This is a genomic window from Hymenobacter telluris (assembly GCF_017313265.1).
Taxonomy (GTDB): domain Bacteria; phylum Bacteroidota; class Bacteroidia; order Cytophagales; family Hymenobacteraceae; genus Hymenobacter; species Hymenobacter telluris.
In genome coordinates this window covers 111,516-125,527 of the sequence record NZ_JAFLQZ010000018.1, presented here as the reverse complement: position 1 = coordinate 125,527, position 14,012 = coordinate 111,516, and the positions used below count along the sequence as shown (strand labels likewise).

Here is a 14,012-nt window from a genome sequence, read left to right as displayed (position 1 = left end):
AAGGAGAAATTGATTCAACTGCCTGAGTAACTGGTATAGCCAGATGTTAACATGTTAAAAACCAGTTCCCTCCTCAGATGAGGAGGGGTTAGGGGTGGTTGATCCACTGTTGAACGATACTAGCTCTAGTTTCTAATTCTAGTTTTTCAACCACCCCTAACCCCTCCTCAGCTGAGGAGGGGAACTAGCTTCTAGTTTTTAATTCTGCAATGCCCAGGCTTTTAATGAGGGGCCGGCGTGGCTTTGGGTTGCGGCTTGAACACCATGCGGAAGCCTTTGAGGGCGGCGGGATGGTAGATGGTGCCGTGCGTTTCCTGGGGCATGGGCTCGTAGTGCCAAGTGAGGCGCGGTCCGGCTTTGCTGCGCAGGATTTCGGTTAGGCGCTGGGTATCGGCTACAATTTCCGGCTCGTTGCTGGTAGCCAGATAGAGCGTTTTGGCAGTGCCTTTGGGGTTTGCCAGCTGGCGGGCGGCATCCGTCACCAGCTGCTTGTTGTTCCACCACAGGCTGGGGTCGAAGGCCAGATAGGTGTCGAACAAATCGGGCTCTTGCAGCAGGGTTTCCACTACAAACAAGCCCGCCAACGACTCGCCCACAATAGCTGTTTCGGCGGTGGTGCGGTAGCGGCGCTTCACCTCGGGCATCAGCTCCTGGCGGATAAACTGCCGGAACGCCGCTGAACCGCCCACGCGGGGCGCAATCTGCTTGTCTTTTGGGTTGGTGGTCGGGCCGGTCAGGTCGCGCCGCCGCTCGGTATTCTCAATACCCACCAGTATGAACGGCCGCATCGTTTCGTTGCCCACCGATACTTGCACCAGGCCCGCTACGTGAAGGAAATCTTCGGCCATGCCTCCATCCGGCATATATAGCACCGGCAAGCGCAAGTCTTTCGATTCGGCGTAACCCGCCGGCAGATACACGTTGATGCGCCGCGTCTCGCCCAGTGCTTTCGAGGCAATGGCAAACGTCTGGCCGATTACCAGCGGCGCGGCATCAGTTGGCGTGGCACTCTGCTGGCCTGCTGCTGTGAACAGAAATAAGCAGGGCAGTAGCAGGAAAAGCAGCGCGCGCATGTGAGTCATAGGGAATATGGGTTGGCAGTTGTCAGTTGTCAGTTGGCAGTTGCGAGTTGTTGGTTGCTGGCTCTGATAGCAATATGGCCGCGTAGCGGCCGAAGGTTGGTAGCAAAGGTGCCGCCTCGGGTGGCGCGCCGCGTAGCGGTGCCAGATCGGTAGGCGTTTCCGGCACCGCTACGCGGCGCGGGGTTCCTGTAGACACTCCAGGCTATTACCCTGCGGCCGCTACGCGGCCACCCAGCCGTTGAGTTTACCCGTTATTTCAACCGATACCCCTCAACCAACAACCAACAATTACTCGTCCAGGTATTGGTGTACGAACTTGATGGCCATCGACCCCTCACCCACAGCCGATGCTACGCGGGCCATAGCCCCGGCGCGGCTGTCGCCGGCCGCGAATACGCCTGGCACGCAGGTTTCAAGCAGGTAAGGCTCCCGGTTGTGTTTCCAGGAAGTGGCGTAGCGCGGGTCGGTTACCAGGTCGCGGCCGGTGAGCACGAATCCTTTGCCGTCGCAGATAACGGTGTCGCACACCCATTCGGTGCTGGGCTTGGCACCAATGAAAATGAACAAGGCCCGGGCGGGGTGCTTGGTTATTTCGCCGTTGGTTTTCAGCACCACCGCTTCCAGGTGGTCTTGCCCGCATACCTCGGCCACCTCCGTGAACGGCAGAATCTCGATGTTGGGCGTATTGCCAATCTGCTCAATCAGATACGCCGACATAGACGCCGCCAACGACTTGCCCCGGATGACGATAAATACCCGCCGGGCGTAAGTAGCCAGGTACATAGCCGCCTGTCCCGCCGAGTTGCCGCCGCCCACAATGTACACGTCCTGCTCGTCGCAGGAGCGGGCCTCGGTGCGGGCCGAGCCGTAGTACACGCCCGCGCCGCTCAGGCGGTCCACGCCGGGCACATCGAGGGTGCGGTAGCTGACGCCGGTGGTGAGTACTACGGCGCGGGTGCGCACTTTGCTGCCATCGGTGAGGGTCAGCACTTTGTAGCCATCCTGCACGCACAGCTCGGTTACTTCCTGCGGGGCCAGAATTTCGGCGCCCAGGCGCACGGCTTGCGCCCAGGCCCGGTGGGCCAGCTCCGAGCCACTCAGGCCCGTCGGGAAACCCAGGTAGTTTTCGATGCGGGAGCTGGTACCGGCTTGGCCACCAAAGGTTTGGCGTTCAATCATCAGCGTCTTCAGCCCTTCCGAAGCACCGTACACTGCCGCCGCCATTCCCGAGGGACCCGCCCCAATTACCACCACATCGTAGAGGTCTTGGGTGGCCGTGATGGTGAGGCCCATGTGCTGCGCCAAGTCGGTTTTGCTGGGGCGCGCTACGGCCACCCCATCCTCGTAAATCACCAGGGGCAGGTCGGCGGCGGATAGGCCTTTGGCCGTTAGCAGGTCCTGCGCTTCGGCGTTGGTTTCGAAATCCAGCCACTGAAAGCCCACCAGGTAGCCACTCAGGAAGTCCTTGATGTCGTGCGACAACGGCGACCATTGGAACCCGATGAGCCGCAACCCGCTGTACTTGGGCTGGTACTCGCGCTGCCAGGCACCCAGCAAATCGTGCAGGGTGGGGTAGAGCAGCTGCTGGGGCGGGTCCCAGGGCTTCATCAGGTAGTGGTCGAGGCGGGCGTTGTTGATGGCCCGGATGGCGGCTTCGGTATCGGCGTAGGCCGTGAGCAGCACCCGCTTGGCATCCGGGAAAATACCGCGCGCCTCCGACAGCAGCTCCACGCCTTCCATGCCCGGCATCCGCTGGTCGGCCAGAATCAAAGCCAGCGGTTCTTCCCGCGCCCGCAGCTCGCGCAGCGTAGTCAGGGCCTCCTCGCCCGAACTCGCCCGCAGGATACGGTAGTCGCGCCGAAACTCGCTGCGCAAGTCCCGGTCTACGGCGTTAAGTACCTGTAAATCATCATCAACAGCAAGTATAATCGGTTTCTTCGTGGTAGCCATAAAGGTGAAATTGTGAACTAGTGAAATAGTGAGTTTGATGGTGAACTAGTGAAATGGTGAGTTTGACGTTCTACCGATTGTGTTGATGGCTCTTGCGCCGCTTTCACCAGCAGAACAGCAAACTCACCATTTCACTAGTTCACCATCTCACCACCAATGGGGAGCCAGGCGCAGAACTCGGTGTGGCCGGGCCGGGAGTTGACTTCCAGCTTGCCACCGTGGGTTTCGAGGGTGCGCAAGGCAATATCGAGGCCCAGGCCGGTGCCCTCGCCGGCGGGCTTGGTGGTGAAGAACGGCTCCAGAATGCGGGGCAGAATATCGGCCGGAATACCGGGGCCGTTGTCGACGACAAACACCCGCACAAAGTCGCCGTCGAGGCGGGTGCGCAGCGTGATTTCGCCGCCCGGCGGTAGGGCATCCAGGGCGTTGTCGATGAGGTTGGTCCACACCTGGTTGAGGCTGCTGACCTGCCCGCTGACCTTCGGCAAGTCGGGGGCATAGTCGCGCACGATGCTGATGTTTTTTTCGCGCAGCTGGTAGCTAAGCATGTTGAGGGTGCTTTCCAGGCCTTCGTGCACAGCAAGCGGGGCAAAGCCACCGGCGCGGTCCATGTGGGAGTAGGTTTTTACGTTGGTAACCAGCGTGCTAATGCGCCCACCGGCTTCCTGCACATCCTGAATGAGGCGCTGCATGGTGAGCTGGGTGGAAAGCCAGATCAGGGCCGTCGGGCGCGAGGGTTCGGGCAGGGCCACCGTGGCCGCCTCAAGCTGCGCCGGAGCCAGCCCGGCATCGAGCAGGCCGGTAGCCAGCGTGTAGGGGTCGGGCACTTGCTGCGTGTCCAGCCAGTCAATCAGCTCGTCTTCCCGGTCGGCGCGGGCTAGGCCGGAGAGGGGCGGGCCGGTAGGTGGCGGCGTGGCAGCCAGGGTGGTAAGGGCGGCCAGGGCGGCGGGCTCGGGGCAGTGGTGCAGCAGGTCGCCGAACTGGGCGGGGGCCGCGTGCAAACGAGTAGCCAGCGCCTCGGCAGCCCGTACAATGGCGGCGGCCGGGTTGTTCAGCTCGTGCGCCAGCCCCGCCGACAGCTTGCCCAACGCCCGGAGCTTCTCGTCGCGCTCCTGGCCACGCGCCTCCATACGGACCCGGTCACTCATCAGGCCCACCAGCCGCTGCACCAACTCAGGGTTGATGCGTTCCAGCTCCGGAAAATGCTTGCGGTGCAGCAGCAGCACTACCGTTTCGCCGATGGCCACGCTGAGCCCCGCAATAACCTGGAGGCGGGAGTAGGGCAGCACCCCGCTTACCTGCCCCGCTTCCACCCGGAAAATCGGCTCCCGGTTACCGCTACGAATAGCATAAAACTGAATGCCGCCCCTGAACACCATTACCATAAACTCGGCTGGGTCGCCGGGTTGCATAATGGTCTGGCCCCCGGCAAATTCGCGCTGCTCGCCGTGCGCAAGTAGCCACTCCAGCGTTTCGACGGGCAAATCGGCGAGCAACGGAATCGTTGCAAAATCGGCAGGAGTAAGCAGCGGAGCAGCCATAGCAGGGAGTGGAATAAGCAGCAAGAACGGTGGTCCTGACGAAAAAAGCAGGATAATTCTGATTACTAAATATACAACAACAAGAAAGCGCCCCGAGTGGAGGCGCTTTCCAGGTGAGAGTAGTAAGCCGAAGCAAAAGCCCTATTTCACCACTTTCAGTTGCTGGCTGCCCGTACTGGTGCGCAATTGCAGCGTGTACACGCCCGAGGCCAGCGTACCGGTGGCCAAGGTGTGCTGCTGAAGGCCGCGGCTCAAGCTGAGCGTTTCGTGGTGGACTTCGCGGCCCAAGGCATCCAGCAATACCAGCGTGGCCGGGCCGGCGGCGGTGGGGTTCAGGTTCACCGTCAGCTCTTCACTAAACGGCACCGGATACGCCCCCAGCAGCCCCAGGTTGGCCTTGCGGTTGGTGGTGCCCTGTACCACCTCTTCCCGCAGCCGAATGTTGGTGAGGTAGAGGTTGTTGCCGTAGTCGTTGAGGTTGGTGAAGCGCAGTATAATGCGGCCCGCGTTGGTGGGGCCGGCCGGCAGCAGGGGCAGCAAGTCAATCGACTCCCGGCGCCAGTGGCCGGGCTGCGTCGGCGTCCATTCGTTGGTTTGGAAGCCGGTAACCGTGGCAAAGGCGGTGCCCGTTTTGCGGTAGCCGGTCGGCTGGAACGTAACCCCGCAGTCGGTGCTGATGTCCACCCGCAGGCCGTCCTGATACGTGGCGCTGTAGGCGGCATACGCCACCCAAAACGTCACGCGCGGGTTGGCAGTGGCACTGCTGAGGGTCGCCAGGTTCATGGGCGGCGTAATCAGGTAGTCTTCGGCCCCGCGCAAGGGGTCGGCGTAGTCGTTGGCCATGGGCACCGGGCGCAGCAGCGTGTCGGGACCCATTACGTTGGAGGGGCTGAGTTGCCAGGTGAAGTTGCTGGTGGGGTTGCCAATCTGCCAGCCTGTTGGCGGGAACGTGCCGGTGGTGAAGTTCTGGGCAAACGGAATGGCCTGGCCCGTTGTCACGGTAATCAGGGCGGCCTCGGTACGGTTGGTAGCGCCGTAGCTGTTGGTCGCCGTCAGCGTGACAGAGTACGTGCCGGGCGTAGTGAATTGCAGCTGCGGATTCTGCGAAGTGGCCGTGGTGCCGCCCACAAACGTAACGCCCGCACTTGGGCTCACGCTCCAGCTCCAACTCGTGGGCGCCGACTGGCTTTGGTCGGTGATGGTAACCGGCGTACCGGGGCAAACCAGCGTGCGGCTAGCCTGAAACTCAATGTACGGCGGGCCAGGGCAGTTGAAGAACCGAGCCGGCTGATTGAGGGCGCGGGTGCGGCGGCTCCGCAAGCCGTTCGGCCCAATGGCCCGGATGCTGTACCAGTTTTCGGTCCCGAAGCCCAGGCCCGGCAGTACCACCGAAGCGCGGGTTACGGTCGTTACGGAGTCCATGTACTCGGCGCCCAGCTTGTACACCACGTAGCCAGTGGCCGTGGTCAGCGAGTCCCATTGCAGCTTCACCGAGTTCTGGCACACGTAGCCCAGCCGCAGGTTGGCGGGCAGCGCCGAAATGGTAAGCGGCACTACTGATTGGCTGCTGGCCGTGCCGCGCGTCACGCGCACTTTCACCCGCCCCGACGATACACCGGCGGGTACCGTCCAGTCGAAATGGCGGATGGTGGCGGCTACGGAAGCGGAAATCGGGAGCCAGGTTGCGCCGTTGTCGGTGGTGTAGTCGAGGCTGAACGGGTCGGTGCCGGCGGCGGCATCCCAGCGGATAACTTCGGTTTCGCCGGGTACTAAGCCTTCCCCACCCAGCGGGTAGGTCAGCTCTACGCCGTCTTCGATGTAGCTATACACCAGGTAGTACGTCTGGGGGCCCTGGGGTACGGCCGCGCCGCGCACCGTTACGGAGTAGCTACCGGCTGCGGGCGTTTCCAGCGTCACCTGCTCTACGTTATTGAGCGAGTCCACGGCGCGTACGGCGTTGGCGTTGAGCTGCGCCACGGTGGGCCGGTGGTCGAGCACCCAGGGGTTGTAGGTGGTGCCGCCGGGCGCGGCCACCTGCATGTTCAGGTCGTTGATGAGGTTTTCGGTGGAGTTGATAGCGCCCTCATAGTCATGCCAATACACCATCACGCGGAACTGCTTTTTGCCCGCCGGCACCGTAATGGTGTGGGTTTTGGTTTGGCCGGTCGTGAGCGAGTCTTTCAGGTAAGTGCGCTGCTCCAGCACCCGCACGGCCCGCAGCGCATTCACCCGGCCGTAGCCAAAGCGGAAGTCGGGGCCGGGGTTGCCGAGGTCTTCGGCGGTGTTCATCAAGGCTGCTTTCAGCAGCGCGCTGGGCGCTTCGGCGTTGCTGTTGAGCGAGCGGTACGCGTGTACCAATTGCGCCGTAACGCCGGCCACGCCGGGGCAGGCCATGCTGGTGCCCGTAAACGAAGCGTAGGTATTAGGGTCTACCGTAGACGTAACGGCGGTACCTACCGCGCATACTTCCGGCTTGATGCGACCGTCCTTGGCTGGCCCGCGACTACTGGAACCGGCCAGCGCATCGGTATAGAGCACATTGCCCACGGTCAGCACGTTCTTGCCCATTTTGTGGCCGCCCGTGATGTTGCCCCAGCCCGCGCCCGCGCCATAGCCATAATCAGAAGTGCCGGAGTTGCCCGACGAAAACACGTGCAGCAGGTAGGGCCGCTGCCGGGTTTGCTGGTCCACGGTGCGCGTGAAGCTGGTGTAGCCCGCGTTGTTGCCGTCGCCGTAGCTGGAGTTGGTTACGCGCACCCGCCGAGCATCACCGTAAGCCGCTGGGGCGCTGGTGAGGTTGGCGGGGTAGGTGAAATACTGGTTGAAAGCCGCCGTGGCCTGCCCCCGCACCCGCGGGTCCATGTTGCCGGCCCCCATGATAATACCGGCCACATGGTCGCCGTGGTTGCCCTGGCTGGGCCCGGCCGCCGACTGGTCGAAACGACCTTGGTAATCGATGTGCGGCCCAATGCGCCCATCGTCGCCGTGGCCTACCGTTACGCCCCGGCCATCATAGTGCCGGCCCGCGCCATAGTCGGTGCTGATGGCGTTGGCCCGGTGGTCGGTGCGGCCCCGGAAGTTCTCGGGCTCGGCGGGGGGCGTGGCGGGCTCTATGGCACTCACCCACGGCAACGCCGCCAGCCGGCTGATGTCGGCCTCGCGGCACAGCACCCGCAACTGCTGCGGAAACATCGGCTTGCCCGCCTCCTGAAACTCGGTTTGCCGCAACGCCTGCGCCGCTTGCGCCGCCGTGACGGTGCGGTAGTACAACACGTTCACCTCCACCAAGCCCCCTGGCCGCCGCATATGGTCCGGAATCTGATTCTGAGCTAAGTCGCCGGCCTTTTTCCAGTTGGCGGGCACGGCCTGTACGCTCCGAATCCCCAGCCCCGCCAGCCGCTGATGCGCCAGCGTAGCCGGCATACTCACCGTCCAGGCGTTCTTGGGCAGATAATCGAGCAGCGTAACGCCGGCGGCAACCAGAGCCGCCTTTTGCGCCTGAGTGGGCAACTGCTCGAACTGCATCAGCCGGAAGACTTGGCCTTGCCACGCATCGGCAGGGGCTGTGGCGGGCTGTGCTAGCCAGGAGTTGAAGTTGGCCGCTGGCGTAATTGGCCCGGTAGCTAGCAGCAGCGCGTAGCGGCCCGTGGGCGGCGCCGGTTGGGCGGCTGCCAAAAGCGGAGCCGCGCCTAGCAACAGCGCCAGGCCCAGAGAGGAAAGGTGTTTCATGCAGAAAGAGTAGGGTTGGTTGGTATAGAAAAAAGAAGGCTATGCGTGAATATACAGCGAAAACCAGATGGCCAGACTGAGTATTAAGGTATTTCCAGACTCGGTTTTGGAAAGCAGATGGCAGGCCGCGCAGGCAGCTTATCTCCTGCCTATATTTTGATTTCTTTGTAGCCTATGCTTCTACAACCATCATCTAGTTGCCGGCAACTGTCTTTGCCAATTGCCTTTGCCGTAGGGTTAGCTCTGACCCTGGCATCAGCAGCCCAAGCCCAGACGCCAGCGCGCGTTGCTACCCGCGTCGATTCGTTGCGGGCGGCCCGCTACGGCACTCCGAGTTCTGTGCCAGCCGTATTCACGTTTACCACTGGTAAGCAGGTGCCGGCTTTTTTGGCGTATGACCTGCCCTTGCCCACATGTTTTCTCGACCAAGTTGCTTGCTACGAAACTTCACCTGAGCGAATTCCGCCACCACCGGCCAAAGCGCTAAGTGTGGAGCGCCTCAAAGGAATGAGCGTAAACGGGCATCACTACGAAGCCCTGTACTTGAAAGGCAAGCCGCTGGGCCTGTTGGCTGAAAACCTGGTTGCAGCAGGTCCGGTGGAGCTGTTCGGCTATGCTAAAACTAAAAACGATATGTTGGTGCCTATTCCGCTGCCGGTAGGCGCTCTGATTGTATCGACCGGCACCCATGACAAGTATTACTGGTACGTGCGTACCCAAGGCGGGCCGCTACTCGAAGTACCGCGCGGCGACAATGAATTTGCCAAGGTCATGAGTGCCTATTTTGGTGCGAATACCGCGCTGTCCGCCCGCATTCAGTTGAAAGAGAAGGGAGCCCGCTTCAACGATATGGTGGAGCTAGCCAATACTTTCAATGGGCAGCCAGTCATGAAATAGCCGAGCTATTTTACTGATTGTAGGCAACTTTTTGGGTGCTTTCAGCCTTACCATCTGCGGGCTTATTACAGCCCACCTTTCGTACTCTATGGCCAAGCTCAAGACCCTCTATTTCTGCCAAAACTGCGGTGCTCAATCGGCCAAATGGATAGGCCGCTGCCCGAGTTGCGGCGAGTGGAATACCTACGTTGAAGAAGTAATTCAGAAAGAAGAAACCACGGCCAACAACGCCTGGAAAGCCAGCACCTCGGTGGGCACCACCAGCAAGGCGGCCCGCCCCCGCGTCATTTCCGACATCGTGTTCGAAGAAGAGCCGCGCATCCGTACTCAGGATGGCGAGCTAGACCGGGTATTAGGCGGCGGCTTGGTGCCGGGCTCGTTGGTGCTCATCGGCGGTGAGCCGGGCATCGGCAAGAGCACGCTCATGCTTCAGATTGCCATGACGTTGCGCCAGCTCAAGGTGCTGTACGTGTCGGGTGAGGAGAGCGAGCAGCAGATCAAGATGCGGGCCGAACGGCTGGGCGAGCAGCACCCGAATTGCTACATCCTCACCGAAACCAACACCCAAAACATCTTCAAGCAAATCGACCAGCTGCAACCCAATGTGGTAGTCGTCGATTCCATCCAAACCTTGCACTCGGGCCTCGTAGAATCGGGGGCGGGGTCGGTGAGCCAGGTGCGCGAGTGCACCCAGGAGCTACTCAAGTACGCCAAGGAAACCGGTACGCCGGTGCTGCTTATCGGCCACATCACCAAAGACGGCTCTATTGCTGGTCCTAAAATATTGGAGCACATGGTAGATACCGTGCTGCAATTTGAGGGCGACCGACACCTGAGCTACCGGATTCTGCGCACCATCAAAAACCGCTTCGGCTCCACTTCCGAGCTGGGTATTTACGAGATGCAAGGCACTGGTTTGCGTCAGGTTAGCAACCCCAGCGAGATTCTGCTCAGCCAGCGTACCGAAAGCTTGAGCGGCATGGCCATTGGGGCTACGCTGGAAGGCAACCGGCCGCTGCTGGTAGAAGTGCAGGCCCTCGTAACGCCCGCCACCTATGGCACTCCTCAGCGCAGTTCCACAGGCTTCGATGCCAAGCGCCTGAATATGCTGCTGGCAGTTCTCGAAAAGAGAAGCGGCCTGCGCTTGGGCCAGCACGACGTGTTTCTCAACATTGCGGGCGGCCTGCGCCTCGATGATCCCGCGCTGGACCTTGCGGTGTGCGCCGCCGTGGTTAGTAGCCTCAACGACTTGCCGATTCGGGGCGAAATTTGCCTGGCGGCTGAAGTGGGATTAAGTGGAGAAATCAGGGCCGTAAGCCGCCTCGACCAACGCCTGAGTGAGGCCGAAAAGCTGGGATTTGCCGAGATGTATATCTCCCATTTCAATGCGCGCGGCCTAGACATGTCCCGCTACGGGATTCGGGTGCAGCCCGCCGGTCGATTAGATGAAGTATTGCAGGGTTTGTTTGGATAAAACAGGCAAAATCTGTGTAGTAAGCTTGGTAACGAAAAAAAGGCTTTGGTTGGATTGGATTATCACAACCTAAATACCTTATCTTCGGTACGTGAATTGACTTTTACCGCGAATGATGCAATTGTGGGCTGTTAGCTTGGCTGTGTCTTAACGGTAGTATCCTCGTGTTATCCGCTTGAAATGTCCGCTCAGATGCCGTATGCTATTCGCTTTCTAAAGAGTGCCCTGGTGGCCGCCGGGCTAGGCGCTTTTTCTTTTGGCACGCAGGCGCAAGGCACCGTAACCCTGACCGGCAAGGTAACCAGCCGCGCCTCCGATACGGTAGCCATATCAGTTCGTGAAAACCCGCTCGACCCTAAAGAGCAAATCACCTACGCTAGGCTCAACGACAAAGGCGAGTTCCAGATGGCCATCAAGCTAGACGGCCCAGCCCGCGCCGACCTAGTGCATGGCGACGACGTGACCGACCTGTTTTTGGAGCCCGGCGACGCCATGGATATTCGCTTCAAGGGCACCGATTTGGCTACCAGTATCAAGTATAAAGGCCGCGGCGCCGAAGCCAATACCTACCTCTCCGAAGTAGACGAGCAGTTTGTGGAAAATGATGGGTTTCAGGTTTTGCCTGAAAATATCATGCTCTACGAACCCGCTTTTCTGTCGTTTCTTGACTACCGCCGCAAGCAGGAGAAGAAGTTTTTAGGCAATGCCATTGAAGACAACCATTTCAGCGAAGCGTTTAAGCGTTACGCCCAGGCCGAAATCGACTACACGTACGCCAACGACCGGCTTACGTTTCAGGATTTGCGGGAACAGGTGGTAGCCACCGAGGGGCGGCTGAAAATGTCGCCAACATATTACGACTTCCTGAACGACAAAAGCCTCATCAACAGTGAGGCGGCCATGAAAAGCGAAACGTACCAGGAGTTTTTGCTGAACTACGTGCACTACTCGGCCGTGTCGGCAGGCAAGCAGCGCAACCACCCCGACTTCTACCAGGTTTGCTACGACATTGCCAAAACGCAGCTGAATGGTGCAGTGCGGCCTATCATCATGGGCCGCATCTTGCAGGAGTCATTCCGGTTTGGGCACGTGAAGCAGTCGGCGGCTATGCTGGCCGATTTTCAAACCATTGACACCCAAAACCGCTACTTCCCGGTTCTTCAGCAGGATTTCGAGACGCATAAAGCCTTTGCCATTGGTGCCCCCGCTCCCGATTTCGAGCTAACCTCGGCCACCGGCGAAACCGTGCGGCTGCAGGACTTCCGGGGCAAGCTGGTGTACATCAACTTCTGGCGCACCACCAGCGGCCTGTGCTTGCGTGATCTGCCCTACGCCGCCGAGCTGGCCAAGAAGTTTGAAGGCAAAAACATTGTGTTCGTCAACATTGCCATCGACGACAACGAAGGCGCCTGGAAACAGCTGGTAGTAGGTAAGAAATTGCCAGGCGTGCAAGTACACGTCAATGGCGGCTTACGCTCACCAATAGCCCGGGCGTATGCCCTAGAAGACGTGCCGGCTTATTTCCTGCTGGCCGAAGACGGCACCTTCCTCAATACCAAGCCCAAGCGCCTGAGCAGCCACGCCGCCGTTGATGAAATCAAAGAATCGTTTGGCAAGGCCAGCACCTACACCAGCCTGATGCCTTCGGAGGCTATAGCCAAGTAAGGAGTTCGACAGCTTAACAACTGCAAACAGCCGCGCTTCCCGATAAACCTGGGAGGCGCGGCTGTTTATCTAAAGCCCTATAATGGCCTTACGCGGTACGGAAGCCGGTGGCTTGCTTGATGCTCCGCTCGTTGCCGGTGGCTGGGTCGGCGTAACTGTGCTCACCCACTTCAATGGAAACCTTCTTGCCGAGTAGCTGCTTGGTGTCGAGGTCTTTACCAGCTTCGGGATGGATACCTACGGCCGAGTAAAGCGACAGCAGGATGGGCATGGCGTTAGGAGACGTGTAGAAGCGCTGGGTGATGAAACCGTCTTCGTTTTCCATACGCGCCGCAAAGAACGGCACGTTCTGGTGCTCACTGGTACCCTCCTGAATATCAGTTATTTCAACAGTGTGGCGGCCGTCGGGGAGGAAGCCTTTTTCTTGTCCTTCTTCTACTTGGATTTTCATAGCTACTTGATGCTAGATGGAAGTCTTTAAACGACAGCCAATAGGATTAGGTTTCTACTAAATAAATTAGCTGATACAGCATGCTTTAACTATTACTTGCCGTTGATGTTTCATGCTACCGAACTATAGCGTCTACCTTTACGCCTGATGGCCTCACTGCTCACCGATGCGCTTAACTTCCTATCCAAGGCCACGCCACGCCGCCTCTGGAATACCGCGCAGGTGGTAGGCGGCTACGCGCTGAGCAAGCTAACCGGCAAGGCCCGGCATTGGGGGCTGCCGGTGGCCCTTAGCTTCGAGCCAACTACCAGCTGCAACCTGCGCTGCCCGGAGTGCCCCAGCGGCCTACGCTCCTTCACGCGCCCCACCGGCATGCTCCCCGACGACCTGTTTCGGAAGACGATAGATGAGGTGGCGTCCCGGCTGTGGTACCTGATTTTCTATTTTCAGGGCGAGCCGTACTTGCATCCTAATTTCCTGGACTTGGTGAAGTACGCCGCCGACAAGGGCATCTACACGGCCACCAGCACCAACGCCCACTACCTCAACGACAAAAATGCCCGCCGCACCGTAGAGAGCGGGCTGGACCGGCTGATTATTTCGCTGGACGGTACCACCCAAGAAGTGTACCAGCAATACCGCGTGGGTGGCAAGATTGACAAGGTGCTGGAAGGCACCCGCAATTTGCTGAAGTGGCGTAAAGAGTTGAAATCGAGTACGCCGCGGGTGGTGTTTCAGTTTCTGGTGGTGCGGCCCAACGAGCACCAGATGGATGAGGCCCGGCAGCTGGCCAAGGAAATGGGCGTGGATGACGTGTGGTTTAAAACCGCTCAGATCTACGACTACCAAAACGGCTCCCCGCTCATCCCGACCATCGACTATTACTCGCGCTACGAGAATACCGGTAACGGCACTTGGCAAATCAAGAACCGGCTGCTCAACCACTGCTGGAAGATGTGGCACAGCTGCGTTATCACCTGGGACGGCCTGGTAGTGCCCTGCTGCTTCGACAAAGACGCCGAATACCGCCTCGGCGACCTGCAAACCCAAACCTTCCGCCAGCTCTGGCACGGCCCCAAGTACCGCAGCTTCCGCGCCTCCCTGCTCAAAGGCCGCGACCAGATAGAAATGTGCCGCAACTGCACCGAAGGCACCAAAGTGTGGGGATAAGTGAGTTGGTGAGATAGTGAAATGGTGAGTTTGACGTTCTAACCGCGCAACTG

10 protein-coding genes are annotated in these 14,012 nt (G+C 59.8%); 4 read left to right on the top strand and 6 right to left on the bottom strand.

What is annotated here, in order from left to right:
• Positions 1 to 221 precede the first annotated feature (221 nt).
• From J0X19_RS20710 to J0X19_RS20690, 5 genes are all read right to left on the bottom strand, one after another.
• Positions 222 to 1,082 carry an alpha/beta hydrolase gene (locus tag J0X19_RS20710; RefSeq protein ID WP_242583094.1) on the bottom strand — a complete coding sequence of 287 codons (861 nt, stop codon included), beginning with the start codon at positions 1,080 to 1,082 and terminating at the stop codon, positions 222 to 224.
• A 22-nt stretch (positions 1,083 to 1,104) separates the two neighbouring features.
• The gene (locus J0X19_RS20705; protein WP_206986341.1) at positions 1,105 to 1,278 is read right to left on the bottom strand and encodes a hypothetical protein; all 174 of its coding nucleotides are present in this window, start codon (positions 1,276 to 1,278) and stop codon (positions 1,105 to 1,107) included.
• 92 nt (positions 1,279 to 1,370) lie between these two features.
• On the bottom strand, positions 1,371 to 3,032 hold the full coding sequence (locus J0X19_RS20700; RefSeq protein WP_206986340.1) for an FAD-dependent oxidoreductase: 1,662 nt from the start codon (positions 3,030 to 3,032) through the stop codon (positions 1,371 to 1,373).
• A gap of 134 nt (positions 3,033 to 3,166) precedes the next feature.
• Complete coding sequence (locus tag J0X19_RS20695) at positions 3,167 to 4,573, bottom strand: sensor histidine kinase (RefSeq protein WP_206986339.1); 1,407 nt, start codon at positions 4,571 to 4,573, stop codon at positions 3,167 to 3,169.
• A gap of 141 nt (positions 4,574 to 4,714) precedes the next feature.
• Positions 4,715 to 8,302, bottom strand: coding sequence for a S8 family serine peptidase (locus tag J0X19_RS20690; protein ID WP_206986338.1), 3,588 nt, complete (start codon positions 8,300 to 8,302; stop codon positions 4,715 to 4,717).
• 213 nt (positions 8,303 to 8,515) lie between these two features.
• On the opposite strand from J0X19_RS20690, the gene J0X19_RS20685 reads away from it, so the two are divergent.
• From J0X19_RS20685 to J0X19_RS20675, 3 genes are all read left to right on the top strand, one after another.
• A complete protein-coding gene (locus tag J0X19_RS20685; protein ID WP_206986337.1) occupies positions 8,516 to 9,199 on the top strand; it encodes a hypothetical protein in 684 nt (227 codons plus the stop codon).
• Between the two features lie 88 nt (positions 9,200 to 9,287).
• Positions 9,288 to 10,673, top strand: coding sequence for a DNA repair protein RadA (gene radA, locus J0X19_RS20680; protein ID WP_206986336.1), 1,386 nt, complete (start codon positions 9,288 to 9,290; stop codon positions 10,671 to 10,673).
• Between the two features lie 180 nt (positions 10,674 to 10,853).
• The gene (locus tag J0X19_RS20675; RefSeq protein ID WP_206986335.1) at positions 10,854 to 12,338 is read left to right on the top strand and encodes a TlpA family protein disulfide reductase; all 1,485 of its coding nucleotides are present in this window, start codon (positions 10,854 to 10,856) and stop codon (positions 12,336 to 12,338) included.
• A gap of 88 nt (positions 12,339 to 12,426) precedes the next feature.
• Here J0X19_RS20675 and J0X19_RS20670 read toward each other — a convergent pair whose 3' ends face one another.
• Positions 12,427 to 12,789, bottom strand: a complete 363-nt coding sequence (locus tag J0X19_RS20670) for a hypothetical protein (protein WP_206986334.1) — start codon at positions 12,787 to 12,789, stop codon at positions 12,427 to 12,429.
• A gap of 147 nt (positions 12,790 to 12,936) precedes the next feature.
• Between J0X19_RS20670 and J0X19_RS20665 the strand changes: the two genes are divergently transcribed.
• Positions 12,937 to 13,959, top strand: coding sequence for an SPASM domain-containing protein (locus J0X19_RS20665; protein WP_206986333.1), 1,023 nt, complete (start codon positions 12,937 to 12,939; stop codon positions 13,957 to 13,959).
• The last annotated feature ends 53 nt before the right edge of the window (positions 13,960 to 14,012 follow it).